We start from the raw sequence: 25993 nt of genomic DNA, 5'->3' as shown, positions 1-25993 counted from the left end.
AGCAAAACTCAAGCGTGGCGCCCACGGACACCCTAGAACGTTAGTAAAGTCCCTCTCATGACTTCGCCCTCGTCCCCGAACGACCGAGAGAAGGTCGTCTCCAAACTCCCCCCGTGGCTGCGGCAGGAGCTGAAGATCCGCACCGCCCAGCTGCGTGTGGACATCCAGGACGCCGTGCACCAGGGCATCGCCCACTGGAGCGCGCTCGCCTCAGCCCCCTCCCCCGTCGACACCTCCGGAGCCGAGTCCTTCTCCACCTGGCTGCCCGCGGGCCAGTGGGAGTCCTTCCGCGCCGACTCCAAGGACCGTGGCGTCTCCCTCATCCAGGGACTCGCCCAAGCCGTCCGCCTCTGGCTGGAGATGAACCCGGCCCCCACGGTCAAGCGGCCCTCCGTCGTCCGCCGCATCGTGGTGTGCAACCAGAAGGGCGGAGTCGGCAAGACCGCCATCACCGCCGGCACCGCCGAGGCCCTCGCCGAGGATCCCGCCAGCCTCCACCCGGTCCGCGTCGCCCGCCAACTGGCCCGGCTCTCGGCCGTCGAGGACGGCGAGGTCCCGGGTGCGGAGTCCGGCGCACCCGTCGACCTGGAGGACCTGCCCGGCCTCGGCATGCGCGTCCTGCTCGTCGACTTCGACCCCCAGGGCCACCTCACCAAGCAGCTGGGCCGGCAGCCGCTGCCCATCGGCGGGGACAGCCTCACGTGCCACATGGCGGGCGAAGCCAAGGGCCCCCTCGCCGACCTGATCGTCCCCATCCCGGACGACCGCTTCGGCGACCGCCTCCACATCCTCCCCGCCTGTACGGACGCCTTCCTCCTCGACGTCCGCCTCTCCACGGTCCGCGCCCGCGAGGCCGCCCTCGAACGCGCCCTCGCCCCGGTCGAGTCCGACTACGACGTCATCCTCATCGACTGCCCCCCGAGCCTCGGCCTCAGCATGGACGCCGCCATCTACTACGGCCGACGCCGCGACGCCGAACAGCCCGGCGCCTCGGGCGCGCTGATCGTCGTACAGGCCGAGGACTCCTCCGCGGACGCCTACGACCTGCTCACCTCCCAGATCAACGATCTGCGCGACGACCTCAGCCTCGACATCGACTACCTCGGGCTCGTCGTCAACCTCTACGACGGCCGGCGCGGCTACATCGCGACCTCCTCCCTCCAGGCCTGGATGGACATAAAGGATCCGCGCGTGGTGGCCATCGTTCCCGACCTCAAGGAACAGCGCGAAGCGGTACGCGTGAAGCAGCCGCTGTTCGTCTACGCACCCAAGGGCGACCAGGCGATCGCCCTGCGCGCCCTCGCAAGGGAGATCTCATGAGCAAGGCCGACAAACTCGGAGTCTCGCCGTCCTTCGCCCGTGCCCAGCCCGTCGGCATCAGCTCCCGTCGCACCGCCATCGCCGAGGCGACCGGCGCCCCCACCTCCGGCGTGGTCCCCCCGTCCGAAGTTCCCATCGAAGCCCTCGCCCACAACCCCTTCAACCTGCGCGAGGACCTCACCGAGCTCGACGAGCTCGCGGCGTCCCTGACCGTCCGCGGCCAGCTCCAGCCGCTGGCGGTCGCCACCCGGATGGCGTTCATGGAGGCCCACCCGGGCCACACCGACGGCCTGGGCCGCGCCCCGTACGTCGTCATCGACGGCAACCGGCGCCTGGCGGCGGCCCAGCGGGCCGGCCTGCGGACCATGCACATCCACGTCAACGACTCACTCTCCACCTCGGCGGCGGACATCCTGGAGTCGGCCCTCATCGCCAACGTCCACCGCGTCGACGTGGCGCCCATGGACCAGGCCCGCGCGCTGCAGGAGCTCGTCGAGGTCCACGGCTCCCAGGCCCAGGTGGCCAAGCGGCTCGGCAAGACGCCCGCCTGGGTCTCCCAGCGCCTGACCCTCCTCAACCTCACCCCGGAACTCCAGGACAAGGTGGAGACGGGCGAGCTGAAGGTGGAACCGGCCCGCCGCATCGGCCGCCTCCCCCAGGAGGACCAGGCGCCGGCGGCGGAGGAAGCCGTTAACGCCGTTAACCCCCCGCGCCAGCGCACCCGCCCCGCGGCAGCCCAGGCCCAGGCCCCGGCCCAGGCCCAGCCCCCGGCGCCGGCGTGGGTGGACCCGGCGGCCTACCGCCCGCCGGCCACCGCCAGCCCCTGCGGGGAGGGCACCAGGTACTGGTCAGGGCCGGGAGGGGTATAGAGGACAGGGCCCCGGGCGGGCGCGGGGCCGGCAGCGGACCGGGGACGGCGGGCTGCGGCTGCGGCTGCCGCGTCGGGTGCGTCACCGGACGAGGAGCTGGGTCAGGACGAGCTCGGACTCGTGGGTCTCGACCTCGAAGAGGCCCGTCCGGTCGACCGTCAGGATCAGGGTGGCCTCCTGGCCTGCCGGAAGGGCGAGTTCCTTGTCGAAGCCGTGGACGTGCAGGGTGTCCGCGCGGTCGCTGGTGACGCGCAGGGCGACGCGTTCGCCGCGCGCCACCTCGACCCGGCCCGGGGCGGGGGTGACCTTGCCGTCCCGGACGGCGATGGTGACCGTGCGGTCGGCCCGCGCCTCCTCCGGGGACGGAGTCGGGGACGGGGTCGGGGTCGGGGACTGGGTCGGTGCCGGGGGTGCGGGCGGGGTATGGCCGTGGCCGGTCCGGCCGGCGGTGGCGGTGAGCTGGAGCGTGCCCTCCACCGGCTTGCCCGCCACCGCCCAGGCCGTGTGGTCGTCCGCGTAGAGGCGGACGGTCAGGGTGTGCGCGCCCTCGGGCACCTGCGCCGCGGGCAGGTGGAACCAAGGGCCGTACAGGCGGGCCAGTTTGCGGCCGTCCAGCTCCAGATGTGCGTGGCCCGCGCCCGGGAGGGCGCCGCCGCCGGTGCTGTCGGGGGTGAAGTGGAAGTTCTTCACCGCCAGTTGGAGGTTCCAGCCGTCCTCGGTGTCCGGCCGGGCGGTGAGCTGGACCTCCGGGGCGCCCTCGGCCGGGACCTCACGGAGCCGGTGGCCGGCGCCGTCGTCGGCGGTGAGCAGGGTGCCGGCCTCGCCGGAGGCCTGCTCATGGGTGGTGCCGGGTTTGTGGTGGGTGGTGGCCCGCCCTCCGCAGCCCGTCGCCGAGCCGCCGGCCAGGAGCAGCGCGAGGGCGAGCAGCGCGGCGGTGCGGCGGCCCGCCCGCCGGATCCGGCGCGGCGGCGCACCGCAGGCGTCGCACCGGACCCGGCTCTCGGGGCGATCGCTCACCGCTGCTCCCCCTCGGCCGCGCCGGGTGCCGCGCCGGGCTCCGCGCCGGATGCCGCGCCGGGCTCCGCGCCGGGTTCCGCGCCGGTCCGCGTCTGGGCCGCGGGGACGGGGACGCGGTCGCCGGCCGGGTCTCCGCCGGGGCCCGTGGGGGCGGCCGGGCTCCCGCCGGGGCCGGCCGCGGCGACGACCGCCCACAGGATCCACACCACCGCGACGAGGGCCCGTATCCAGGCGGGGCTGAGCGGGATCCAGGGAATCATCAGGACGGCCTTGTCGAAGGCGTCGAGGAGGGTGAGCGCACCGAGGAGCAGGGTCAGGCGGGCCAGCCACGGGCGGGTGGGGCGCAGGGCGACACCGATGCCGGTCCACCACAGGCCGAGGCAGAGCAGCGCCAGGGCGGGGACGGAACCGGCGACCAGCCCCATGGTGGAGCCCGCCACGTCCAGGGCCAGGCCCGCGAGACCGAGCAGGGTGGCCGCCGTGCCCAGCCGGGCCAAGGAGGGCCGGAGGGGCCGGAACCGGCGCCACCACAGGAGGCCGCCGACCAGGAGCAGGACCGCCGCGACGGCCAGCGCGATCTGGGTCTCCACCCGCTGGAGGCCGCGGGCCCCGTACCAGTCGCAGCCGGCCGGGAGTTTGCGCGCCTGGACGCTGTAGTCGGCGCAGACGAGGAGCTGGGCCAGTTTCACCGGTTCACCGGCCAGGCGGGCCGAGGCGCCGGAGACCGCACCGCGGCGCTCTCCGCACTGCGGGAGCGTGCCCGGGGTGGAGCCGTCCGGTCCGGGCTGCCAGCAGTTGCCCCGGCCCTGGCCGTCCCACCACACGTCCATGCCGTTGGGGCGGGAGGCGCCTGACTTGTCCTTGCCGAGGATGTTGGCGGCGTAGCGGTTGTGGTGCGAGGTGTCCGCCTGCTTGGACAGCTTCTCCTCGCCCCGGATGAAGGCGGGCACGGCCGAGAGGAAGAAGCCCGCGCGTTGGTGCCCGTACACCCAGTTGTTCTCGTAGAGGTTCCAGTTGCCGCCCGCGGTGATGATGCCGGTGCCCGGGGGCATGGAGATCTGCGGGCAGACGACGCCCTGCTCGTAGCCGCGCTCGGCCGGGGGCTTCGCGCAGGTGCCGTCGGCCACGTGGTGGTAGTAGTCGGCGTTGTTGTCGTGGATCAGGTTCCGCTCGAACTTCGCGTGGTTCTGCGGGAGTCCGGGGTGGCCGGGGAAGGCGCTGTCCATCGAGGCGCCGCCCATGTTCTGGTCGAACTCGTTGTCGTGCACCCATACGGAGTCGCCCGCGGTGCCGGAGTAGCCGACCATGTTGTGGTGGCTGCGGCAGCCGGTGATCTCGATGGAGTAGCGGGGGACGTCGTAGCCGCGGCCGTTGTTGATGTCGGACGCGCTGCCGGGGTAGATGCCGGAGTCGCCGTTGCCGTACGACTCGCAGTTCTTGTACAGCCCGTGGTCGCTGGCGAAGGTCAGGAAGCCGTACTCGTCGTTCCAGCGGGTCAGGACGTCGTCGATGACGAAGCCGTCGCCGGCCAGCACGTACAGCGAGTTGAAGGTGGTGCGCTGCGCGGTGAAGTTGCGGAAGTAGATGCCGTTGGACTTGTCGGCGCGGATCGCGTTCAGCTTCTGGTACTTGGCATCGATGACGACGTCCTGCCGGGAGGCTCCGGTGCCCTCGATCTGGAGGTTCGTCTTGCCGAGGATGGCGACGAGGTTCTGGTTGTGGCGGCAGGCCACCTGCTGCTCGTAGGTCAGGATCTGGTAGCCGAGCGAGGAGTTGGGCGCCGTGAGCGAGGCGCACTCCCCCGTCGGCTTGGGCAGCGAGGGCTCCTCCTCGTAGAGGCCGGGGAGGATCGCGATGTTCATGCCCGGGCGGTCCGCGGCGTCGACGGCCTCCTGGAGGTGGCGGAAGCCGCTCTTCTCGCAGCGGTCGTAGAGGGCGAGGTTGCGCTGCTTGAGGGCGTCGGGGAAGGCGGATATCCGGCGCTCGAAGGCGGGCCGGTCGGTCTTGCAGACGACCAGGTCCGGCTCGCCCGCGCGGTACTGGGGTACGGAGCCGGTGCCGTCGGGGAGTTCGACGGGGCGCTCCTCGTGCGCGCTCGCGAGGGGCGCGGCGACGAAGAGGGACAGGAGGGCTAGGAGGGCGGCGAGGAGCGCCGCCGGCACGGCAGGAAACCTGCGGGTCCACGACATGCGCGTGAGAGTAGAGCAATGTTCACCTTTTCGGATCCCCCTGCGCGCGAATAGGCCTCCGCCGCCCCGAGTCGTAACCCACGCCCACCGGGGATCGTGCTTGGCACGTTGTTGGGTATCTGAGGGTACGGCCGTAAGGTCATGCCTTCTGTGATGCCGGCCCCAGTGAACTTGACCTCAGGGTCAGGGTGATGGGTGACTGGTCGTTGCTTGAGAACTACACAGTGGACGCGAGCATCTGTAGGCCAAGTTTTTAAGGGCACACGGTGGATGCCTTGGCACCAGGAACCGATGAAGGACGTGAGAGGCCGCGATAGGCCCCGGGGAGCTGCCAACTGAGCTTTGATCCGGGGGTGTCCGAATGGGGAAACCCGGCAGTCGTCATGGGCTGTCACCCACTGCTGAACACATAGGCAGTGTGGAGGGAACGCGGGGAAGTGAAACATCTCAGTACCCGCAGGAAGAGAAAACAACCGTGATTCCGGGAGTAGTGGCGAGCGAAACCGGATGAGGCCAAACCGTATGCGTGTGATACCCGGCAGGGGTTGCGCATGCGGGGTTGTGGGAATTCTTTTGATCGGTCTGCCGGCCGGTCGGCGAGTCAGAAACCGTTGATGTAGTCGAAGGACATGCGAAAGGTCCGGCGTAGAGGGTAAGACCCCCGTAGACGAAACATCAGCGGCTTGCTTAAGAATCTCCCAAGTAGCACGGGGCCCGAGAAATCCCGTGTGAATCTGGCGGGACCACCCGCTAAGCCTAAATATTCCCTGGTGACCGATAGCGGATAGTACCGTGAGGGAATGGTGAAAAGTACCGCGGGAGCGGAGTGAAATAGTACCTGAAACCGTGTGCCTACAAGCCGTGGGAGCGTCGCCGTTATTCTTCGGAATAACGGTCGTGACTGCGTGCCTTTTGAAGAATGAGCCTGCGAGTTAGCGGTGTGTAGCGAGGTTAACCCGTGTGGGGAAGCCGTAGCGAAAGCGAGTCCGAATAGGGCGATTGAGTTGCACGCTCTAGACCCGAAGCGGAGTGATCTAGCCATGGGCAGGTTGAAGCGGAGGTAAGACTTCGTGGAGGACCGAACCCACCAGGGTTGAAAACCTGGGGGATGACCTGTGGTTAGGGGTGAAAGGCCAATCAAACTCCGTGATAGCTGGTTCTCCCCGAAATGCATTTAGGTGCAGCGTCACGTGTTTCTTGCCGGAGGTAGAGCACTGGATAGGCGATGGGCCCTACCGGGTTACTGACCTTAGCCAAACTCCGAATGCCGGTAAGTGAGAGCGTGGCAGTGAGACTGTGGGGGATAAGCTCCATGGTCGAGAGGGAAACAGCCCAGAGCATCGACTAAGGCCCCTAAGCGTACGCTAAGTGGGAAAGGATGTGGAGTCGCACAGACAACCAGGAGGTTGGCTTAGAAGCAGCCACCCTTGAAAGAGTGCGTAATAGCTCACTGGTCAAGTGATTCCGCGCCGACAATGTAGCGGGGCTCAAGCGTACCGCCGAAGTCGTGTCATTGCAGCAATAGGGCCAACGCCCGCTGTGATGGGTAGGGGAGCGTCGTGTGCCGGGTGAAGCAGCAGCGGAAGCTAGTTGTGGACGGTTCACGAGTGAGAATGCAGGCATGAGTAGCGATACACACGTGAGAAACGTGTGCGCCGATTGACTAAGGGTTCCTGGGTCAAGCTGATCTGCCCAGGGTAAGTCGGGACCTAAGGCGAGGCCGACAGGCGTAGTCGATGGACAACCGGTTGATATTCCGGTACCCGCTTTGAAACGCCCAATATCGAATCAGGCGATGCTAAGTCCGTGAAGCCGTTCCGGACCCTTCGGGGAAAGGAAAGTGGTGGAGCCGGCGAACCAGACTTGTAGTAGGTAAGCGATGGGGTGACGCAGGAAGGTAGTCCAGCCCGGGCGGTGGTAGTCCCGGGGTAAGGGTGTAGGCCGAGGGGTAGGCAAATCCGTCCCTCATTAAGGCTGAGACCTGATGCCGAGCCGATTGTGGTGAAGTGGATGATCCTATGCTGTCGAGAAAAGCCTCTAGCGAGTTTCATGGCGGCCCGTACCCTAAACCGACTCAGGTGGTCAGGTAGAGAATACCGAGGCGTTCGGGTGAACTATGGTTAAGGAACTCGGCAAAATGCCCCCGTAACTTCGGGAGAAGGGGGGCCATCACTGGTGATCGGATTTACTCCGTGAGCTGGGGGTGGCCGCAGAGACCAGCGAGAAGCGACTGTTTACTAAAAACACAGGTCCGTGCGAAGCCGTAAGGCGATGTATACGGACTGACGCCTGCCCGGTGCTGGAACGTTAAGGGGACCGGTTAGTCACATTTCGGTGTGGCGAAGCTGAGAACTTAAGCGCCAGTAAACGGCGGTGGTAACTATAACCATCCTAAGGTAGCGAAATTCCTTGTCGGGTAAGTTCCGACCTGCACGAATGGCGTAACGACTTCTCGACTGTCTCAACCATAGGCCCGGTGAAATTGCACTACGAGTAAAGATGCTCGTTTCGCGCAGCAGGACGGAAAGACCCCGGGACCTTTACTATAGTTTGATATTGGTGTTCGGTTCGGCTTGTGTAGGATAGGTGGGAGACTTTGAAGCGGCCACGCCAGTGGTTGTGGAGTCGTCGTTGAAATACCACTCTGGTCGTGCTGGATGTCTAACCTCGGTCCGTGATCCGGATCAGGGACAGTGTCTGATGGGTAGTTTAACTGGGGCGGTTGCCTCCCAAAAAGTAACGGAGGCGCCCAAAGGTTCCCTCAGCCTGGTTGGCAATCAGGTGTTGAGTGTAAGTGCACAAGGGAGCTTGACTGTGAGACCGACGGGTCGAGCAGGGACGAAAGTCGGGACTAGTGATCCGGCGGTGGCTTGTGGAAGCGCCGTCGCTCAACGGATAAAAGGTACCCCGGGGATAACAGGCTGATCTTCCCCAAGAGTCCATATCGACGGGATGGTTTGGCACCTCGATGTCGGCTCGTCGCATCCTGGGGCTGGAGTCGGTCCCAAGGGTTGGGCTGTTCGCCCATTAAAGCGGTACGCGAGCTGGGTTTAGAACGTCGTGAGACAGTTCGGTCCCTATCCGCTGTGCGCGTAGGAATATTGAGAAGGGCTGTCCCTAGTACGAGAGGACCGGGACGGACGAACCTCTGGTGTGCCAGTTGTCCTGCCAAGGGCATGGCTGGTTGGCTACGTTCGGGAGGGATAACCGCTGAAAGCATCTAAGCGGGAAGCCTGCTTCAAGATGAGTATTCCCACCTCCTTGAGAGGGTAAGGCTCCCAGTAGACGACTGGGTTGATAGGCCAGATGTGGAAGCCCGGTAACGGGTGGAGCTGACTGGTACTAATAGGCCGAGGGCTTGTCCTCAGTTGCTCGCGTCCACTGTGTTAGTTCTGAAGGCCTTGTCCATCGAGACGTCGCGGCCCACGCTGACCGCGGCGGCCGGGGCGAGCTTGAAGATCTTGTCCTTGGAGGCCTCCGGCACGTACCAGTACGTGCCGTCCCAGGTGTTGGTGACCAGCCGGTCGGGCTGGAGCGCGGCGTACTTCTCGACGTTGAACTCGTCGTAGACGTTGCCGAGGATCTCGACCTTGGCGATGTCCATCGAACCGGCCTGGACGTCGGGCTTGCCGTCGGCGGCCGTCGTCGGACCGCAGACGCCCTTGCCCTTGACGCCGTAGGCGTACAGCGCGGCGGCGGGGCCGTCGCGGTGCGGCACGGAGTATTGCGGAAGCGTGACCACCGCCACAAGTGCAAGAGCCTTTTCGGACGGCTCGGACCCGGCCCGTGGCCCCATCCAGTTGGTTACACGTGATCCACCTGGCCTTCGTCCGTGGGTCACGATCTGTACGGAGACCCGCGTCAACCCTTGGCTAGAGCCGGGATCGAGTGCTACACAGTGTCCAAGCACTGCAAGTGACACGTGTAACAACATCGCGTAAACCGCACCGCACCGCACCCGCATTGCCTCCGCACCGCAACACCACCGCACCGCACCGGCACTGCACCCGCACCGCATCGCAGCGCATCCGCATTGCGCCACCACCGCACCGCACCCGCACTGCACCCGCACCCGCACCGCACCCGCTTCCGACCGCAGGCACCGCACGCACCGCGCCCAGCACCCGCACCGCGTCAGCCGCACCGCGCTCGGCACGGCCCTCCCCGGCGACGCCCCCGTGCGCGACAGCACCCCCGGCGTCTCCGTCCTCCCCGCGCACCGCATTCCGGCGGTCCCCCCACGCCACCTCCCCGCCCCGTCCCCCGAGGAGTCGTCATGGCCACGAACGAGATCATCGACCCGCCCGTTCCGGCGGATCCCGAACCTTCCCGCGGACGCGGGCTCCTGCTCCTCCTGCTGGTCGCGAACTCCGCGATGATGGCCGTCTACATGGGTGTCGGCTCCGTCCTGCTGCCCACCCAGATCGAGGCCATCGCCGGCGATGACAAGGTCGCCGTCCTGGGCCTGATCGGCGGCATCAGCGCGATCTTCGCGACCGCCTTCAACCCGATCGCCGGCGCCCTCTCCGACCGCAGCGGCCGGCGCAACCCCTGGGTGCTGGGGGGCGCCCTCGCCTCGCTCGCCGGCCTCGCCCTCGTCGGCAGCGTCAGCACCGCGCTGCTCGTCGGGATCGGCTGGTGCCTGGTCCAGGCGACCATGAACGTCTACCAGGCCGCCGTCACCGCGATCGTGCCCGACCGCGTCCCCGCCGCCCGGCGCGGCACCGCGTCCGCACTGGTCGGACTGGGCCTGCCCATCGGCGGCACGGTCGGCGTGCTGATCGCCTCCCAGACCGCGGACCACCTGCGCACCGGCTACCTCATCTTCGGCGGGGTCATCGCCGGGGCCGCGCTGCTGCTCACCACCTTCTGCCGGGACGTACCGCGCCCCGAGGTCGCCGCGGACGCGCCCGCCGCCCCCAAGGGGGCCCAGCTCAAGGCCTTCCTCTCGGCGCTCGCCAACCACGACTTCCGGTGGGCCTTCATCGGGCGGGCCCTGATGGTCCTCGGCTACTTCTCGGTCGTCGGCTACCAGCTCTACATCCTGGGCGACCACATCAGCCTCCCCGACGGGCTGACCCCGCCCGCCGCGATGGCCGTGCTCACCCCCGTCTCGATGGTCGCGATGGCCGTCTCCACGGTGGTCGGCGGACTGCTGTCCGACCGCTGGAACCGCCGCAAGGTGTTCGTCGGCGTCTCCGCGGCCCTCGCCGGGCTGGTCATGGTGGTCCCCGTCATCAGCCCGACGTGGACGGGCATGATCGTCTTCAGCGCGCTCAACGGCCTCGCCTTCGGATGCTTCATGGCCGTCGACACCGCGCTCGTCACCCTGGTGCTGCCCCGGGCCGAGGACGCCGCCCGCGACATGGGCGTCCTGAACATCGCGAACGCCGGGCCGCAGATCATCGCCCCGTTCGTGGCCTCCGCGGTCGTCACGACCCTGGGCGGATACACCCCGCTGTTCCTGGTCGGCGGCGCCCTCTCGCTGATCGGCGCGCTGGCGATCCTCCCGATCCGCAGCGTGCGCTGATCCGCTGGCGCCCCAAAGTCTCCGGGCCGTCTTTCCTGCCCCTGGGCGGCGGCCCGGTCCGCGCTCCGGCGGGCTCGCGCCGAGGGTCGCGCGCCCGCCGGTCCCCACCCCTTCCCGGCCCTCACTCCTTTCCGACTCCATCCCCTCTCCCAAGGAGCGTTCCGTGCAACGCAAGCGAGTTCTGCCGTTGGCCGCCCTGCTGCTGTGCGCCCCCGCCCTCGCCGGTACGGTGCCCGCCGCCGCGGCCGTGCCGCAGGCCGGCCCGGTGCCCGCCCCCGTACCCGCGCGCCAGCTGCGGATCCTGCTCACCAACGACGACGGCTACAACGCGCCCGGCATCCGCCTGGCCTTCGAGCGGCTCACCGCCGCCGGGCACGACGTCACCATCGTCGCCCCGCTCACCAACCAGAGCGGCGCGGGCACGAAGACCTCGAACGCCCCGTCCATCGCCGTGCGCCACCCCGAGCCGAAGGTGTGGGCCGTCGACGGATCCCCCGGCGACTCGGTGGGCTTCGGACTCTCCGAGGTGTTCGAGGGGAACGCGCCCGATCTCGTCGTGTCGGGCACCAACTTCGGCCCGAACGTCGCCGCCCTCGCCTCCCACTCCGGCACGGTCGGCGGCGCCGTCGCCGCACTGGACGCCGGGATCCCCGCCATCGCGCTGAGCACCGGCGGTGTCGCGGCTCCCGATCCCGTGACCACCGTCAACGCGATGGGGCCGACGCTCGACTTCGCCGTCAAGCTGATCGACCGGCTGCGCTCGCGGGCCCGCTCCGGCCCCCTGCTGCCCATGGGTGTCGGCCTCAACGTCAACCACCCCGTCATCGGCGCCGACGGCAAGGGCACCCCGGCCGGGGTGGCGACCACCTTCCAGGACGCGCAGGCGCTGCTGAAGGCCGACTTCACCGATGCCGGCGACGGCACCTGGAAGGTCGGCGTGAAGGTGGACCTGCGGACCCCGGCCCGGGGCAGCGACGTGGAAGCCGTGAGCGCCGGGAAGATCGCGGTCAGCCCGATGAACGCCGACTGGAACACCGGACCGGTCGACTTCGCCGTCACCGCCGCCCTGCTCGCGGGCCTGCGCCCGTAGGCCGTCGGGCCGTCCCTCACGCGACGCCCCTCCGGGGGCGGGGCGCGCCGCCACGGCGCGCTCCGCCTCCTCCCGCTCCGCCTCCTCCCGCTCCGCCTCCTCCCGCTCCGCCCCGTCCCGTTCTGCTCCGCCCCCTCCCGCTCCGCCTTACCTGCGCAGTCGGCGCTCGATGTGGTCATTGCCGGACTCAAGCGGCTGGAGTACCGCGGCTACGACTCGGCGGGTGTCGCCGTGCTCGCAGACGGGGAGCTCGCCTCGGTCAAGAAGGCCGGCAAGCTGGGCAATCTGGAGACGGAGCTGGTCGGGGACCCGATGCCCGCCCGTTTCACCTGCCTCGGACCGACCCTGTGGAACACGCGGGGCGCGGGGCGCCGGGACGGGGCGGGCGTGCCAGACGTAGCCATTGCGATCCTTGGCCGCCCGGGAGCGCTACGCCACATGCTCTGGTGTGGGCGTCCACGCTCGCCGTTCGCCCGGTGGCGGAGCCCGGGGTGCAGCATGTCGTCGGTGACCACGGGCTGCCGTGGTCGCTCTTGCCGGCCGCGGAGTTCCTGCGGATCGCAGGACGGTCTAGGTGTACCGACCCGTGGTGTCGTTCACCCGGTCGGCACACGGCCGCCCAGGAGCAGCGTGTGGATGTGCGGCCGCCCGGCCTGCGCGCCCGCGGTGGACAGGGAGGCGGTCACCACCGTCATCGGGCGGTCGCAGGGCAGTGCCTCCGCGATCAGCTGGGGAGTGAAGCCCCCGTCGATGAACACGGTCTCCGCCTCACCCAGGAGCCCCGCCGCGGCCGCCGCGATCCGGGTCTTCTGCGGCAGATGGCGCGTGGAGCGCTGGGCCAGCGTCGTCTCGCACCCGGCGCTCTCCACAGGATGGGCCCCGCCATGGGTGCGGCGTATCAGGCCGTGCTCCTCGAGCGCCCGTAAGTCACGCCTTACGGTTTCCAATGAGACGTTCAACTCCACGGAGAGCGAGGGGACTTCGACGGAGCCGCTGCCGCGGGTCATCGCGAGGATCACGCGGCGGCGTTCATCGGTGTCCACGGGGCAGCCTCCTCGTCAGCGGCGGACGGGCGGGTCCCGGTTGCGTCCGGTCGGGATTCTCCCGGGTGTCCACCTGCATGAACAGCCCAGCATCAGACAGGTTCATGATGGGAGGCCCGTCGCTTGCTGTGAACAAGAGACCTGGTCAGGGCTGCCGGATCGCGGAGACCTCGAACTCCAGCACCACTTTGTCGCCCACCAGGACGCCGCCGCCCTCCAGCGCGGCGTTCCAGGTGATGCCGTACTCCTTGCGGCTGATGGGCGCCGAGCCTTCGAACCCGACGCGCAGGTTCCCGTACGGGTCCGTGGCGCTGCCCTGGAACTCGAAGTCAATGCTGAGCGGCCGGGTGGCGTCCTTGATGGTGAGGTCGCCGGTCAGCCGGAAGTTGCTGCCGTCGAGCTGCTGCACGCCGGTGGAGGCGAAGGTGATGTCGGGGTAGTTCGGTGCGTCGAGGAAGTCGTTGGTGCGCAGGTGGCCGTCGCGCTGCTCGTTGCGGGTGTCGATGCTCGCGGCCTTGATGGTGACGGACACGGTGGACTTGGCGGGGTCCTCGCCGTCGAAGTACCCGGTGCCTTCGAACTCGTTGAACGCGCCGCGGACCTTGGTGACCATGGCGTGCCGGGCCACGAACCCGATCTGGGTGTGCGCCGGGTCGATGGTGTAGTTCCCGGTCAGGGAGGTGAGGGGGGTGGTGGTCATGGACCTGCTCCGCGGGGGCTCGGGGACGGGAAGGGGAGGTGCTCGTCCACGCTAGCCAGGCCCGCCGTGGCGGGTGTTCGGCCGCGCCCGTACGTCACCCGATCGGCTAAGCGGACCCGCGGATCCGTGACATTGCCCAGCGGGCCGGGGTCAGCCTCTCGGCCCTGTACTCCTACTACAAGGGCAAGCAGGAGCTGCTCGTCGCCATCCTCGACGAGGGGCTGGACGCCTACTTCGATGCGTGTGGCGCAGCCTTGGCGGAGGTCGGGGATGACCCGGCGGAACGTCTGGAGGCTCTCGTCTCCGCGACCGTGCGGTTCCGTACGAACCACCCCGTCCAGAGCACCATCGTCCTGAACGAGGGGCGCAGCCTGGAGCCCGAGCACATCGAGCGCTCCGCACCGCCACCCCCGCACGAGGCGAAGGCAGTGGACTCGGCCTCACCATCGCCGCGGGGCACGCCCGGCTCAGCTTCACCAACCCGCTCGAGAGGGGCGCCCAGGCCACTCTCACCCTCCCGCTGGACTCGGGTACCACGGGCTGAGCCTCTCACGACCACTCGCGGAGGCATGAGCAGCCCCACGTCCTGGACGAACGGGCCGACCCGGTACGCCGGCGAGCGGAGTCCGCGTGGAGTGCCGGCCTCCTACCACGTACGGGGCCATGGGTCAGGCGCGGGCCCCGTCCAGGACCAGGGCGACCAGACGCGGGGCCAAGGTCTCCTCCACCGGTTCGCCGGTGAGGAGTACCCGTGCGAGCAAGGGGCCGGTGATGGCCTCCACCAGCAGGTGCGGGTCGGTGCCGGGAGCCAGTTCTTGCAGGCGGGCGAGGTCCGCGACGGCGTCCTCCTGACCCGCGGGGTCGACTACGACGGCGGTTGGGCCGAGTACGCACTGGCCGCCGTGGAGACCCTCTTCGTGCTGCCCGACTCGATACCGTTCGAGCAGGGCGCGATCATCCCGGACGCGGTCTCCACCCCCTGGGGAGCCGTCACTACCACCGCGGACGTCCGCCCCGCCCAGGCCATAGGCGTCTGGGGCATCGGTGGGCGCGGAGTCCACGCCGTCCAGCTGCTGCGCGCCGTGGGCGCCTACCCGGTCATCGCCGTCGACCCCGTCCCGGCCGCCCGCCGGCGAGCCCTGGACTTCGGCGCGGACCTGGCGCTGGACCCGGCCGACCCCCGGCTGCGCGAGCGGGTCCTGGCCGCCACTGGGGGCCGGGCCCTGGAGGTCGGGTTCGACTTCGCTGGCGTCGCCGCCGTCCGCGAACAAGCCCTGAGCGTCCTCGCACCCAGGGGACGGCTGGTCCTGGTCGGACTGACCGACAAACCCCTGACCGTCACCAACGGCACGCTGTTCAGCTATCACCAGCACCAGATCCTCGGCCACTACGGCTCCGAGGAGAACGCCGTCCCGCAGCTGATCGGCCTGGCCGAAGGCGGCCGACTGGACTTCTCGCGCTCGATCACCGACGTGCTGCCCCTCGCCGACGCCGCGAAGGCCGTCGCGCGCCTCTACACCAAGGGCGGCGACCCGATCCGGCTGATCCTGCGCCCCTGAGCCCGTATCCCGCTGGCGACTACTACAGATACCTGTCAGAGGACTTACTGACCGGCAGGGTGGGTCACCCCTGGGAGGGGTCACTGTGCCTGTTCGGGCAGGGTCTTCTTGATGTCGGATCAGCGAAGATCGATGACATCCTGGGCTCTGCGGGCCGCAGGTCTGGCCAGCATTCTCGTCACGTAGCGCGCGTGGGTGGGGTCAGGAGCGCGCGAGAATCCGGGTCCGAAGAAGGGTGACCGCTCCCACCGCCCCCACCGCTCCCGTCGCGGGGGCCGCCCGGGCGCACCACGAGCTTCTCGTACTGCCACGTCGTGTACGAGAGCCCGTGCCCGAAGGGGAACAGCGGCGCCACCCGCTGCGCGTCGTACCAGCGGTGGCCGACGTGGACGCCCTCGGCGTACTCCTGGCGCCCGCCCACGCCCGGGTAGCGCACCGGGTCCGCGCCGACCGGGGTCGCGCGCTCGTCGGCCGGGAAGGTCTGGGTGAGGCGGCCGCCCGGGTCCACGTCGCCGAAGAGCAGGTCGGCGGTGGCGTCCGCGCCCTCCTGGCCCGGGTAGTACATCTGCAGGACCGCTCCGGTGCGGCGCAGCCACGGCATCGTCGTGCTGGAGGAGGTGTTGAGCACCACCGTGGTGCGCGGGTTGGCGGCGGCGACCGCCTCGATCAGCGCGGCCTGGCCGCCCGGGAGACCCAGCGAGGTGCGGTCGCTGCCCTCGGTGGCGTCCTCGTAGGCGAACAGGACCACGCTGCGGGCCTCCTTGGCGGCTTTCACCGCCTCGGCGAGGTCGGCGGCCCGGGTCGCCCTCGTGGTGTGCCGCAGCCGCAGCCGCTGCCCCCTCGGGCCGCCCTCGGCGGTGACGGCGAGCCGGTGCTCGCCCGCCTTGAGCGCGAGCGTGCGCCGGCGCACCGTGAGCCCGTCGGGCGCGGACCCGAGCAGCCCGCCCGCGAAGTGCTCGGCCACGCCCTGCCGCACGGGGAACAGCTCCTCCCCGTCGAGCCGGACGGCCGGCCGCTTCCCGGTGTAGTGGACGAGCAGGGTCCACTCGTCGTCGGCCGCGAGCCGGAAGGTTCCCTCGTGGGTCCAGGTGCGCCCGGCGTCCACCGCCCGGTCGTCGAGGGCGGCGGCGGGGCTCAGCAGGTTCCCGGGGAGCGGGCGCCCGTACAGGTCCTCGCCGAGCGCGTAGGAGACGGTGGAGACGGCCCCGGCCCGCCGCCGGATCGCGGCGAGGGGGGTGGCGGCCGCGTCCGGGACCACGTGGGCGCTGCCGCCGCCACTGACGAAGGGGGTCCGCCCGGTGGGGCCGATGACGGCGACCGAGCGGGCCGCGGCTCCCGTCAACGGCAGCGTGGCGCGCTCGTTGCGCAGCAGGACCGCGCCGGCGACGGCGACCCGGCGGGCGGTCGCGGCCCCGGCGGCGGGGTCCCGGGCGGGCCGGGCGGCGGGCCGCTCCGCGAGCAGTCCGAAGCGGTCCATCGTGACCAGGATCCGGCGGACCGCGAGGTCCACGGCGCTCTCGTGGACGGAGCCGCCGCGCACCGCCTCGCGCAGCGGGGCGCCGTAGTGGGTGCCTCCGGGCATCTCCATGTCGAGTCCGGCGCCGATCGAGGCGACGGTGCTGTGGGCGGCGTCCCAGTCGGACATCACCCAGCCGTCGAACCCCCAGCGGCCGCGCAGCAGCTCGTCCAGCAGCGGCTTGTTCTCGCAGGCGTAGACGCCGTTGACCTTGTTGTAGGCGCCCATCACGGCGCCCGCGCCGGCGGCCACCGCGGCCTCGAAGCCCCGTAGCTCCGTCTCGTGGAGGGTCTGTTCGGCGGCGATCACGTCGACGGTGTCGCGGCCCTTCTCCTGGTTGTTGAGCGCGAAGTGCTTGACGGTGGCGATGAGGCCCTCGTCCTGGATGCCGCGGACCACCTCGGCGACCAGGTCCGCCGTCAGTTTCGGGTCCTCGGAGAAGGTCTCGAAGTTCCGCCCGGCGTACGGGGTGCGGATGAGGTTGACCATCGGCGAGAGCAGGACGTCCTGGCCGAGCGCGCGGCCCTCGCGGCCGATGACCCGGCCGTACTCGCGGGCCAGCGCCGGGTCGAAGGCGGAGGCGAGCAGGACGGGCGCGGGGAGCGCGGTGGCGGGCTTGGCGACGCGGACCCCGGCGGGCCCGTCGGCGAGGCGGAGCGCGGGGATGCCCAGGCGCGGGATGCCGGGCACGTAGCCGGCCTGGCCGAGCGGGGCCGGGTCCGGCGCCCCGTGCAGCAGGACGGTCTTCTCCTCCAGGGTGAGCCGTTCCAGCAGGGCGTCGACGCGCGCGCCGACGTCGGCCCGGGTCGCCGCGGCGGGGGCGGGGGCGGGCGCCTTGCGGGGCTGCGTGCCGGGCGGCGGCGCGGGTACGCAGGCGGCCGCGCAGCCGGCGCCCACCGCTCCGAGGAGGCCCAGGGCCCGGCGTCTGGACACGGCCTCGCTCATGGGCGCTCCCTGCGGCGCGGGCATCGGCTCCGGGCGGCGGGAGCGGCCCGCGCCGGACCGCTCCCGCCGCCCACTGTGCGCCGTGCGCCGCGCGGGCCCGCCTCCGGCGCGCCACCGCGGCCCCGAGGTTCAGCCCTGCGGCGGCTGCTGCACGATGTCGCCGTCCCGCCGGGGCTCGTCCTGGAGCCGGACCCGGGCCTCGGTGCGGTGGCCGCGCTCGATGTAGTCCCGTACGACGGCCTCGACCGCGTCCTGGGGCGAGCCCACTCCGGCGAGGACCATCACCTCCACCACGAGCTCGTCACGCGTTGGGGCGCAGCGTCCAGACCACGGTCATCTCGCCCGTCACCGCCTCGTCCTCGCGCTGGATGGCTATGGTGACGGGGAACTCGGGGCGGCCGCCCGCGTCGAGTTCGGCGACGATCTCGGCGGCCGGGCGGCCGAGGGTGGCGGTGGCCGTCACGACGCCCTTGGCGAGCTTCTTGTAGCCGATCTCGGCCTTCACCGCGAGCGGCACGGCCCGCGAGAGCTGGTCGCCGAAGGCGGCCAGGACGATCGCGCCGCTCGCGGACTCCGCGAGGGTGAACATGGCGCCGGCGTGCGGGCCGCCGAGGTGGTTGTGGAAGTCGGGCTGGTCCGGCAGCCGGACGACCGCGCGCTCGGGGGTGGTCTCCAGGAACTGGAGGTTCAGGGTCTTGGCCATCGGCACGGTCGCGGCGAGCAGTTCGCCCACGTTCATCTGTTCAGCGCTCATGGAACGCGATGTTACCCGCCAGTAAGCGGCATTGGCCATACCTGTACGGGGGCGGCCGTGGCTCCCGGCCGCCCCTCCCACTATCGTTACCGGCCATGTGGCCAGGACAGCAGCAGCCGCCCGGGGGAGAACAGAACCCCCAGGACGCGCATCAGAACCCGTACCAGCAGCAGCCGGGAACGCCGAACCCGTACCAGCAGCAGCCGACGGCGTACGGCGAGCAGCAGCCCGGGCCCGGCTACGGGTACCCGCAGCAGCAGCCCGCCCCCCAGCAATGGGGCCAACAGCCCCCGACCGTTCCCGTACCGCAGTGGGGGGGCACGCCGCCGCCCGGCGCACCGCAGCCGCCCCGCGGCGGGAGCCCGTTCTCGACCAAGACCGTGGCCATCATCGCGGCCTCGGCCGTCGTGGTGACGGCGGCCGCCACCGGGACGTTCGTCCTGACACGGGACGACAAGACCGCCGACCAGGCGGACGACAAGACGGGATACGTAATCATGCCTAGTCTAGTGGGCTCGGAGAGGTATATAAGAGACAGCGGGGGCACCGGGGGCCGGCAGTGCGGCCGCCGGTACGGCTGCCAGGCACCCCGCGACGGCCAGGGCCAGGGCCGTCGGCCGCCGTCTGAGGCGTGATCGCGTGCGTGATCTCAAGGTCTGCTCCTCGAAGCGGGGCCAACGTCCCTGCGGCTTCGGCGGGTTGAAAACTTTCCGCAAGGTTTTGCGGGGAGGTTACTGGCGGTGTCACCAGCGCGTGAAGCCCTCGTGAACGAGGAATTTCACCACCTCCCGCACTCCGAGAGCCCGTGGGACCGCCCTTCTCGGAAGAACGGGAGCAATCCCTTGCAGAAAATTTCTCAGCGCCGCCGGACACCCGCCCCCCTTCGGAAACGCCGAAGCCCGGCCCGGCACACTGCCGGACCGGGCTTCCCCGAGGTCACTGCACTAGCGGTTGCCGCGCAGGGTTTCGATCTCGCGGCGCTCCCGCTTCGTCGGGCGGCCCGCGCCGCGGTCGCGGATGCCGACCACGGCCGCCTCCACCGGGGTCGGCGGCGGCGGGCTGTTGTCGATCAGACATTCGGCGGCGACCGGCGGGCCGACCCGCTTGGCCACCGGGCGGCGGACCACCACGATGCGCTCCCGGCCGGCGTGGAACAGCCGCACCTCGTCCCCGGCGCGCACCGACTGCGCGGGCTTCGCGCGCTCCCCGTTGACCCGGACGTGCCCGGCACGGCAGGCCGCGGCCGCGATCGCCCGCGTCTTGGTGAGCCGGACCGACCAGATCCACACGTCGACCCGCGCCGACCCCGCAGTTCCCTCTTCAGTCATGCCACGACTCTAGCCACCCGGACCCGCGTCACCGGAATCGATTTTGGCGGTTACGACAAGAGGCGTGGCATCTGCCATGTACATCATCCCAAGAGAATTGCAAATGCAGGCCATGTGCCCCTACCTTGTCGCACATGCAGTCCTACACCATCGGTCAGGCGGCCCGCCTTCTGGGCGTCAGCCCGGACACCGCACGCCGCTGGGCCGACGCCGGCCGAGTCTCGACCCACCGCGACGACAGCGGCCGCCGCCTGATCGACGGCCGGGCGCTGGCCGCCTTCTCCATCGAGGTCGGCCAGGGAGCCCACACCGAGGACGGGGAGACCCACACCTCGGCGCGCAACGCCTTCCCCGGCATCGTCACCGCCGTCAAGCTCGGCGACGTCGCCGCGCAGGTCGAGATCCAGGCGGGTCCCCACCGGCTGGTCTCCCTGCTCACCCGCGAAGCCGTCGACGAGCTCGGGCTGGAGGTCGGCATGCAGGCCACCGCCCGCGTGAAGTCCACCAGCGTGCACATCGACCGCACCTGAGCCCCGTACCCCGGGTACCCGCTTCCGCTCAGCACCACGCGCCCGCACCACGCGCCCGCACCACGTACCCGCTCCGCCCGTCCCCGGCGCGGGCCACCACCGCGCGGACCCGGCACCGGCCCGGCCGCCGACCCGACCGAGGAGCACCAGCATGTCCCCGATCCTGCCCCTGAACCGCCGCACCGCGACCCTCGCCCTGACCGCCGCCCTGCTCGTACCGGCGCTCGCCGCCTGCGGCAGCGGTGACGACAAGAAGGACGACGCCGCCGCCACCCCGAGCACCTCCGCATCCGCCGAGCCCAAGGCCGCCCAGCTGACGGTGCTCGCCGCCTCCTCCCTCACCGACGTCTTCAAGACCGCCGGCGCGGCCTACGAGAAGGCCCACCCGGGTACGAAGGTCACGTTCTCCTTCGCCGGTTCGCAGGAGCTCGCCGCCCAGGTCAAGCAGGGCGCACCGGCCGACGCGCTGGTCACCGCGGACACCAAGACCATGGACGGTCTCAAGACCGAGGTGAACGACCCGGCCGTCATCGCCAAGAACCGCCTGGTCATCGCGACCGGCAAGGGCAACCCGTTCAAGGTCGCCGGCCTCAAGGACCTCGCCGACACCAAGATCAAGGTCGTGCTGGCCGCGCCCGAGGTCCCCGTCGGCCGCTACAGCAAGCAGATCCTCGAAGCGCAGAAGATCGAGGTCAAGCCGGTCTCGCAGGAGCCCAACGTCCGCGCCGTGCTGAGCAAGGTCGAGCTGGGCGAGGCCGATGCCGGCCTGGTCTACAAGACCGACACCCTCAAGTCCGGTGACAAGGTCGCCGTCGTGGACATCCCGGACGCCGAGAACGCCGTGGCCTCCTACCCGGCCGCCTCGCTCAAGGGCTCCAAGAACGCCGAGGCCGCGGCCGCGTTCGTCGCGTGGCTGAGCACCCCGGAGGCCCAGAAGATCCTCCAGGACGCGGGCTTCCAGAAGGCGTAGCCGGCCACCGGACGCGGTGACGTGGCGGGGCTGCCCGGTCCGGGGGGACGGACAGCCCCGCGCCGCGTGTCCGGACCCGCCGCCCACCGCACTACGCTTCACCCGCCGTCACCGTTCCACCAGCCGGGAACCCACATGAGCCGAGTCCGTACCCGCCGCGCCCGGCCCCCCGTGGCCCTCGCGATCCCCGCGGTGCTCGCGGTGGCGTTCCTCCTGATGCCCCTGCTCGGCATCCTCGCCCGCACCCAGTGGAGCGAACTCGGCGCGCACCTCACCAGTCCCGGTGTGGTCGAGGCGCTCAAGCTGTCGCTGCTGGTGTCCCTGTGGGCGCTCGGCATCTCGCTCGTCCTCGGGGTTCCGCTCGCCTGGCTCCTGGCCCGCGTCGAGTTCCGGGGCAAGGCGCTGGTCCGCTCGCTCGTGCTGCTGCCGATGGTCCTGCCGCCCACCGTCGGCGGTGTGGCGCTGCTGCTCGCCTTCGGCCGGCGCGGACTGCTCGGCCCCTGGCTGGAGGGCACCTTCGGCATCACGCTGCCCTTCCACACTTCCGGTGCGGTCCTCGCGGCCACCTTCGTCGCGATGCCGTTCCTCGTCATCAGCCTGGAGGGCGCGCTCGGCGGCCTCAAGCCGAGCTACGAGGAGACGGCGGCCTCGCTGGGCTCCACGCCGGTCCGCGTGTTCTTCACGGTGACGCTGCCGATGGTCGGCCCGGGGCTGGTCGCGGGCGCCGCGCTGACCTGGGCCCGGGCGCTCGGCGAGTTCGGCGCCACCATCACCTTCGCCGGGAACCTGCCCGGCACCACCCAGACCCTGCCGCTCCAGGTGTACCTGCTGCTCCAGGACCGGCCCGAGGCCGCGACCTCCGTGTCCCTGCTGCTGCTCGCGATCGCCATGGCCGTGCTCGTCGCCCTGCGCGGCAGGTGGACGGGGACCCCCGTCGCCCACCGCGACGCCGATGCCGCGCCGGTGGTCGCCGACGACGCTCCCGGCCCGGACCCGTCGGCCAACCCGGGTCCGGGGCGGCCGGCGGGTCCGGCGGGTCCGGGGCGGCCGGCGGGTCCGGCGGGTCCGGGGGCGGCGGGGGGGCGGGGCGCGGGGGCATCGCGGGCGCCGGGCCGCCATCCCCCCGCCTCTTCCAAGGCTACATCGTCGGCAGCGTGAGATGGGTAGAAGGGACCGCTCCGGGCACCGCCCGACAGCCCCCTTCCACCCATCAGCCCGAGGTGAATCGTCGTGACCACTCCCCCGAGTGCCTTCCCCGACGTCGAGGCCCTGGTCGTCGACGTCCTCCAAGCTGATCCCGCGCTGTCCACGGCCGTCGTCGCCGTCAGCCCGCCCGCCGGTTTCGACGGCACCCAGCGGGCCGTCATGGTCAACCGGCGCGGCGGCGCCTGGACCGGCGACCTGCACGTGGACATCCCGCTGATCGAGTTCGAGGTGTACGGCCCCACCAAGGCCGCCGCGCACACGCTGGCCAACTCCGCCCGGCGGGCCCTGCTCGCCGCGCTCGGCAAGACGTACGGCCCGAACACCTTCACCGACGTCATCGAGCAGGACGGGCCGCGCTGGCTCCCGGACTACGTGTACCGGGGCGCCAACCGCTACGTCTGCGTGATCCAGGTGTCCCTCAGCGTCTTCTGACGCACCCTCCGCCGGCCGCGCCCCCCGCGCGCCGGCCCCACAGACCAAGGCCCTGCCGTCCGGCGGGGCCTTTGCCGTACCCGGCCCCGGACGCACCGGAGTTCGGATCGGCGGACCCCTATATAAGGAGAAGCATCACCATGGCAGGAAACTCTTCCGAGATCCGCGTAGCCGGCAACGGTCGCCTCTTCGTCGCCGCGGCCGGCACGGCGCTGCCGACCGCCTTCACCGGCAAGCCGGACGTCGACTGGGGCGCCAGCTGGAAGGACGTTGGCTTCACCACGGCGGACGGCGTCACCTTCTCCAAGAAGGACAAGCTCGAGCCGGTCGACTCGTGGCAGGCGGTCAGCCCGGTCCACTTCACCTACTCCGACCGGGACCTGAGCATCAAGTTCTCGATGCTCCAGTTCAACGAGCTGACGCTGCCGTTCTTCATGGGCGGCGGCGCGGTCGTCGACGAGGCCACGCCGGCCAACGGCATCTACCGCTACGACATCGCGGACTCGCCGAAGTCGGACGCCCGCGCCCTCGGCCTGGAGTTCACCGACACCAAGGCGAGCGACGGCGCGGTCGTGACCTACCGCTTCTACATCCCGCGCGGCCAGGTCACCGCCTCCGACGACATCAAGCTGGCCCGCAAGACGGCGTCCACGCTGGGCATCACCTTCACCGCCCTGTCCGCGGGCGACGACAAGCCGCTGGCGAGCTTCGTCATGAAGGACGGCGCGTACTCCGCCCTCTGATCCACCGCTCCACGGGGGCGGGGCGGCCCTCGCGCCGCCCCGCCCCCCTTCTTCGCCCCGACTCTTCCCCGCACCCAGAGGAGAACCCACCACCATGGCAGGCTTCGACGTCAACGCGGCCCGCGCCCAGCGCCAGGAGGCCCTCGGCCGCACCTGGTCCTTCGAGCTGGACGGCGAGACGTACACCCTTCCCACCGAACTCACCCGGGCCGCCGCCCAGGGGCTGCGCGGGCTCGACGACAACGACGTGGACGGTCTGCTCCGGCTCCTCATGGGCGAGAAGCAGTTCTCCCGCTTCGAGCAGCACGACGTCACCATGCAGGACATCGCCGCGATCCTCGAGGCGTACGGCAAGGAGACCGGGCTCGGCCTGGGGGAAGGCTGAGCCTCGTCGAGTTCGTCGACGAACACGCCGAGGCCCTCGAAGCGGACCTGCTCCGCTACTACGGCAAGGACCTGCTGGACTGGCACCGCGGGGAGCTCTCCTCGCGGCGCCTGCAGGTCCTGCTCAAGCACCTGCCGCGGGACAGCTCGCTCAACCGGGAGCTGTTCGGTGAGGCCGCGGACTGGTCGGTGACCGACCACCTGCTGGCGGCGGCCGTGGACCACCTGGCGGCCGCCAACTGGATGTTCGCCTCGGTCAACACCGCCGAGGACGACGATCCGCCGGATCCGCCCGAGCCGGTGCCCCGGCCCGACGGCAAGCCCTTCGAGGGCTCCGCCGACGGGGACGGGCCCGACCCGCAGACCGCGGAGCCGGCTCCCGCGCCGGAGACCCTCCAGCGGTTCTTCGGCTGAGCACGGGACCCCGGGGGGGCGGCGCGTCAGCGGCCGCCCTCCGGGGCCACGGGCCTGCCACCGCCGGACTTCGAATCCATCTCGTCCGCGAGCGCGCGGGCCCGGGCCGCCAGGCTCCGGCGCCCCGCTCCCGCGGTCGCCTGGGAGTCCGCGGCCGGGCCTTGCGCGCGCGGCTGTACGGGTACGGAGTCCAGCGGGGGCACGATCGGGCGCCCGTTGCGGCGTGCGACCTTGCGGCTCGCCGGCGGCGTGCGCTTCTCCCGGATCTGCGCGGGGAGCAACGCCGCGGCGGTGGCGTCGGGTTCGGGTTCGGCGGGTTCCACCGGTTCGGCGGGTTCCACCGGTTCCGCCGACGCGGCCGGCTCCTCGTGCGCGCGAGGCTCTCCGGCGGTCGCGTCGGGCTCGGCGGCGTGGGCGTGGGCGGTGCCGTCGAGGTCATCGGCGGTGTCCGGCCCGGTGGCGGGGCCGGCTTCCGCCTCGGACCGCCGGTCGAGGATGGCGTGGGCCCGGCGCATCCGCTCCTCGGCCTCGCGGACAGGAGCGGGCGATTCGATCAGCGCGGTGACCGGCAGCCGGATCACATCGGCGCCCTGGCCCGGGCCTTGGCCCTGTCCTCGGCCCTGTCCTCGGCCCTGACCCGCGCCCTTCGGCTCGCCGCGACGGCCGGCGGTACCCGCGGCGTACGCCTCGGCGACCCGCTTCTCGTACTCGCGCCGGAGGCGGGGCAGGTCCTCGCCCATGGCCTCGGCCCAGCCGGCGGTGAAGGAGGCGGTCTCGCGGCGGTCCAGTTCGGAGCGCGGTATCAGGACCAGGTCCCCGGGCGCGTATCCCGCCCCGTGGACGAGCTCGGACAGCCTGGCGAACAAATGGGGCAGGTCGACTGCTACTTCGAGCCAGTCGACCGCATGTTCACGCCCCCTGGTACCGCTGTCCCTGTTCATGCGTCAGCACTGCCTTCCCGCCCCCGGGCTCCCCCACGCCCCACGCGACCAGCATTTTCCCAGGCGGGGGAACAGGCTCCCAGCGTACCCGGTCGTCCGGAAACCCCCTGTTCCGATGCCAACGGGGCCTAGGGGATGAGGGTCCGGACACGCCGTCAGAGGTTTCCGGCTCGACAAACATCGAACGGATGTTCCAAACTCGATTCGTACACCCGTTCGGCTCACCGGTGCCCCCGCCCTTCGTCCGCGGCGCCACCACACGGCAAGGGCAAGCAATCGGAAGGCAGGCCTCCATGACCCAGCAGGCTGAGGGCTCACCGCAGACCACGCTCCACGACCGCCTCAGCCAGCTCCTGGACGGACCCGCCCCCTTGGACAAGAGGGCCCTGCTCGACTCCCTGTACGCCGAGGTGACCACCCGCGAGACCCGCGCGTACGCCCTGGGCTGGAACGACGCCCTCGGGGAGCTCCGCGACACCCCCTGACCCCCCCCACCCGCGCTGGTGGGACGCC

Annotated in this window: 20 protein-coding genes, 1 rRNA gene and 6 pseudogenes; 17 read left to right on the top strand and 10 right to left on the bottom strand. The window is 70.7% G+C overall.

Annotated elements, in window-relative coordinates; genetic code table 11:
* Positions 1–57 precede the first annotated feature (57 nt).
* Positions 58–1320, top strand: a complete 1263-nt coding sequence (locus tag DRB96_RS40935; RefSeq protein ID WP_112452909.1) for a ParA family protein — start codon at positions 58–60, stop codon at positions 1318–1320.
* The gene (locus tag DRB96_RS40930) at positions 1317–2189 is read left to right on the top strand and encodes a ParB/RepB/Spo0J family partition protein (RefSeq protein WP_204357949.1); all 873 of its coding nucleotides are present in this window, start codon (positions 1317–1319) and stop codon (positions 2187–2189) included. The genes DRB96_RS40935 and DRB96_RS40930 overlap by 4 nt, the downstream gene beginning before the upstream one ends.
* 81 nt (positions 2190–2270) lie before the next feature.
* Here the strand turns inward: DRB96_RS40930 and DRB96_RS40925 are convergent, their stop codons facing one another.
* Complete coding sequence (locus DRB96_RS40925; RefSeq protein ID WP_112454405.1) at positions 2271–3146, bottom strand: hypothetical protein; 876 nt, start codon at positions 3144–3146, stop codon at positions 2271–2273.
* Positions 3147–3202: 56 nt separating this feature from the next.
* The gene (locus DRB96_RS40920; RefSeq protein WP_112452908.1) at positions 3203–5395 is read right to left on the bottom strand and encodes a right-handed parallel beta-helix repeat-containing protein; all 2193 of its coding nucleotides are present in this window, start codon (positions 5393–5395) and stop codon (positions 3203–3205) included.
* A 243-nt stretch (positions 5396–5638) separates the two neighbouring features.
* Here DRB96_RS40920 and DRB96_RS40915 point away from each other — a divergent pair.
* A 23S ribosomal RNA gene (locus DRB96_RS40915) occupies positions 5639–8761 on the top strand.
* 58 nt (positions 8762–8819) lie between these two features.
* Here the strand turns inward: DRB96_RS40915 and DRB96_RS40910 are convergent.
* Positions 8820–9098, bottom strand: a pseudogene (locus tag DRB96_RS40910) (ABC transporter substrate-binding protein); the annotation flags it as partial.
* Between the two features lie 573 nt (positions 9099–9671).
* Here DRB96_RS40910 and DRB96_RS40905 point away from each other — a divergent pair.
* The 3 genes and pseudogenes from DRB96_RS40905 to DRB96_RS44065 form a co-directional block, all read left to right on the top strand.
* The gene (locus tag DRB96_RS40905) at positions 9672–10925 is read left to right on the top strand and encodes an MFS transporter (protein WP_112452907.1); all 1254 of its coding nucleotides are present in this window, start codon (positions 9672–9674) and stop codon (positions 10923–10925) included.
* 163 nt (positions 10926–11088) lie between these two features.
* Entirely contained in the window at positions 11089–12015 is a 927-nt protein-coding gene (locus DRB96_RS40900) for a 5'/3'-nucleotidase SurE (RefSeq protein ID WP_112452906.1), read from the top strand.
* A 171-nt stretch (positions 12016–12186) separates the two neighbouring features.
* A pseudogene (locus DRB96_RS44065) lies at positions 12187–12333 on the top strand (glucosamine--fructose-6-phosphate aminotransferase); the annotation flags it as partial.
* Positions 12334–12623: 290 nt separating this feature from the next.
* Here the strand turns inward: DRB96_RS44065 and DRB96_RS40895 are convergent.
* Both DRB96_RS40895 and DRB96_RS40890 read right to left on the bottom strand, forming a co-directional pair.
* Positions 12624–13058 (bottom strand): annotated as a pseudogene (locus tag DRB96_RS40895) (DeoR/GlpR family DNA-binding transcription regulator); the annotation flags it as partial.
* A 145-nt stretch (positions 13059–13203) separates the two neighbouring features.
* The gene (locus tag DRB96_RS40890; protein ID WP_112452904.1) at positions 13204–13758 is read right to left on the bottom strand and encodes a YceI family protein; all 555 of its coding nucleotides are present in this window, start codon (positions 13756–13758) and stop codon (positions 13204–13206) included.
* A gap of 815 nt (positions 13759–14573) precedes the next feature.
* Here DRB96_RS40890 and DRB96_RS40880 point away from each other — a divergent pair.
* Together DRB96_RS40880 and DRB96_RS40875 are read left to right on the top strand one after the other, a co-directional pair.
* Positions 14574–15317, top strand: a pseudogene (locus DRB96_RS40880) (zinc-binding dehydrogenase); the annotation flags it as partial.
* On the top strand, positions 15314–15556 hold the full coding sequence (locus DRB96_RS40875; RefSeq protein WP_112454403.1) for a DUF2716 domain-containing protein: 243 nt from the start codon (positions 15314–15316) through the stop codon (positions 15554–15556). The pseudogene DRB96_RS40880 and the gene DRB96_RS40875, both read left to right, overlap by 4 nt.
* Here DRB96_RS40875 and DRB96_RS40870 read toward each other — a convergent pair.
* The 3 genes from DRB96_RS40870 to DRB96_RS40860 all read right to left on the bottom strand — a co-directional run bounded on the left by DRB96_RS40870 (position 15496) and on the right by DRB96_RS40860 (position 18532).
* The gene (locus tag DRB96_RS40870; protein ID WP_112452902.1) at positions 15496–17778 is read right to left on the bottom strand and encodes a glycoside hydrolase family 3 protein; all 2283 of its coding nucleotides are present in this window, start codon (positions 17776–17778) and stop codon (positions 15496–15498) included. The two genes, DRB96_RS40875 and DRB96_RS40870, sit on opposite strands and share 61 nt — an antisense overlap.
* Positions 17779–17907: 129 nt before the next feature.
* Positions 17908–18060, bottom strand: coding sequence for a DUF2191 domain-containing protein (locus tag DRB96_RS40865; RefSeq protein WP_112454401.1), 153 nt, complete (start codon positions 18058–18060; stop codon positions 17908–17910).
* Between the two features lie 19 nt (positions 18061–18079).
* The gene (locus DRB96_RS40860) at positions 18080–18532 is read right to left on the bottom strand and encodes a DUF4442 domain-containing protein (protein ID WP_204357948.1); all 453 of its coding nucleotides are present in this window, start codon (positions 18530–18532) and stop codon (positions 18080–18082) included.
* A 95-nt stretch (positions 18533–18627) separates the two neighbouring features.
* On the opposite strand from DRB96_RS40860, the pseudogene DRB96_RS40855 reads away from it, so the two are divergent.
* Positions 18628–18987: pseudogene (locus DRB96_RS40855) on the top strand (hypothetical protein); the annotation flags it as partial.
* A gap of 489 nt (positions 18988–19476) precedes the next feature.
* Here DRB96_RS40855 and DRB96_RS40850 read toward each other — a convergent pair.
* Complete coding sequence (locus tag DRB96_RS40850) at positions 19477–19860, bottom strand: S4 domain-containing protein (protein ID WP_112452900.1); 384 nt, start codon at positions 19858–19860, stop codon at positions 19477–19479.
* A 134-nt stretch (positions 19861–19994) separates the two neighbouring features.
* On the opposite strand from DRB96_RS40850, the gene DRB96_RS40845 reads away from it, so the two are divergent.
* From DRB96_RS40845 to DRB96_RS40810, 7 genes and pseudogenes are all read left to right on the top strand, one after another.
* Positions 19995–20390 carry a helix-turn-helix transcriptional regulator gene (locus DRB96_RS40845; RefSeq protein WP_112452899.1) on the top strand — a complete coding sequence of 132 codons (396 nt, stop codon included), beginning with the start codon at positions 19995–19997 and terminating at the stop codon, positions 20388–20390.
* A 151-nt stretch (positions 20391–20541) separates the two neighbouring features.
* Positions 20542–21360, top strand: a complete 819-nt coding sequence (gene modA, locus DRB96_RS40840) for a molybdate ABC transporter substrate-binding protein (RefSeq protein WP_112452898.1) — start codon at positions 20542–20544, stop codon at positions 21358–21360.
* A gap of 135 nt (positions 21361–21495) precedes the next feature.
* A pseudogene (locus tag DRB96_RS40835) lies at positions 21496–22308 on the top strand (ABC transporter permease); the annotation flags it as partial.
* Positions 22309–22590: 282 nt separating this feature from the next.
* Entirely contained in the window at positions 22591–22998 is a 408-nt protein-coding gene (locus tag DRB96_RS40825; protein WP_112452897.1) for a hypothetical protein, read from the top strand.
* Positions 22999–23138: 140 nt separating this feature from the next.
* Positions 23139–23741 (top strand): phage tail protein, encoded by a 603-nt coding sequence (locus DRB96_RS40820; RefSeq protein WP_112452896.1) that lies wholly within the window; start codon positions 23139–23141, stop codon positions 23739–23741.
* Between the two features lie 94 nt (positions 23742–23835).
* Positions 23836–24126, top strand: coding sequence for a hypothetical protein (locus DRB96_RS40815; protein ID WP_112452895.1), 291 nt, complete (start codon positions 23836–23838; stop codon positions 24124–24126).
* A gap of 47 nt (positions 24127–24173) precedes the next feature.
* Positions 24174–24539 carry a hypothetical protein gene (locus DRB96_RS40810; RefSeq protein WP_112452894.1) on the top strand — a complete coding sequence of 122 codons (366 nt, stop codon included), beginning with the start codon at positions 24174–24176 and terminating at the stop codon, positions 24537–24539.
* 26 nt (positions 24540–24565) lie between these two features.
* On the opposite strand, the gene DRB96_RS40805 is transcribed toward DRB96_RS40810, so the two are convergent.
* Positions 24566–25480, bottom strand: coding sequence for a hypothetical protein (locus DRB96_RS40805; protein ID WP_162688937.1), 915 nt, complete (start codon positions 25478–25480; stop codon positions 24566–24568).
* Positions 25481–25773: 293 nt separating this feature from the next.
* Here DRB96_RS40805 and DRB96_RS40800 point away from each other — a divergent pair, with 293 nt between their 5' ends.
* A complete protein-coding gene (locus DRB96_RS40800) occupies positions 25774–25965 on the top strand; it encodes a hypothetical protein (protein WP_112452892.1) in 192 nt (63 codons plus the stop codon).
* Positions 25966–25993 lie beyond the last annotated feature (28 nt).

Source organism: Streptomyces sp. ICC1, from assembly GCF_003287935.1.
Classification (GTDB): domain Bacteria; phylum Actinomycetota; class Actinomycetes; order Streptomycetales; family Streptomycetaceae; genus Streptomyces; species Streptomyces tritrimontium.
Note: the sequence above shows the minus strand (reverse complement) of the source record. Positions and strands in the feature narration are given on the sequence as shown.

Coding starts and splice junctions, on each gene's coding strand:
- DRB96_RS40935 (WP_112452909.1), top strand. CDS start 58: ATGACTTCGCCCTCGTCCCCGAACGACCGAGAGAAGGTCGTCTCCAAA.
- DRB96_RS40930 (WP_204357949.1), top strand. CDS start 1,317: ATGAGCAAGGCCGACAAACTCGGAGTCTCGCCGTCCTTCGCCCGTGCC.
- DRB96_RS40920 (WP_112452908.1), bottom strand. CDS start 5,395: ATGTCGTGGACCCGCAGGTTTCCTGCCGTGCCGGCGGCGCTCCTCGCC.
- DRB96_RS40905 (WP_112452907.1), top strand. CDS start 9,672: ATGGCCACGAACGAGATCATCGACCCGCCCGTTCCGGCGGATCCCGAA.
- DRB96_RS40890 (WP_112452904.1), bottom strand. CDS start 13,758: ATGACCACCACCCCCCTCACCTCCCTGACCGGGAACTACACCATCGAC.
- DRB96_RS40870 (WP_112452902.1), bottom strand. CDS start 17,778: ATGAGCGAGGCCGTGTCCAGACGCCGGGCCCTGGGCCTCCTCGGAGCG.
- DRB96_RS40865 (WP_112454401.1), bottom strand. CDS start 18,060: ATGGTCCTCGCCGGAGTGGGCTCGCCCCAGGACGCGGTCGAGGCCGTC.
- DRB96_RS40860 (WP_204357948.1), bottom strand. CDS start 18,532: ATGAGCGCTGAACAGATGAACGTGGGCGAACTGCTCGCCGCGACCGTG.
- DRB96_RS40850 (WP_112452900.1), bottom strand. CDS start 19,860: ATGACTGAAGAGGGAACTGCGGGGTCGGCGCGGGTCGACGTGTGGATC.
- DRB96_RS40845 (WP_112452899.1), top strand. CDS start 19,995: ATGCAGTCCTACACCATCGGTCAGGCGGCCCGCCTTCTGGGCGTCAGC.
- modA (WP_112452898.1), top strand. CDS start 20,542: ATGTCCCCGATCCTGCCCCTGAACCGCCGCACCGCGACCCTCGCCCTG.
- DRB96_RS40820 (WP_112452896.1), top strand. CDS start 23,139: ATGGCAGGAAACTCTTCCGAGATCCGCGTAGCCGGCAACGGTCGCCTC.
- DRB96_RS40815 (WP_112452895.1), top strand. CDS start 23,836: ATGGCAGGCTTCGACGTCAACGCGGCCCGCGCCCAGCGCCAGGAGGCC.
- DRB96_RS40805 (WP_162688937.1), bottom strand. CDS start 25,480: ATGAACAGGGACAGCGGTACCAGGGGGCGTGAACATGCGGTCGACTGG.
- DRB96_RS40800 (WP_112452892.1), top strand. CDS start 25,774: ATGACCCAGCAGGCTGAGGGCTCACCGCAGACCACGCTCCACGACCGC.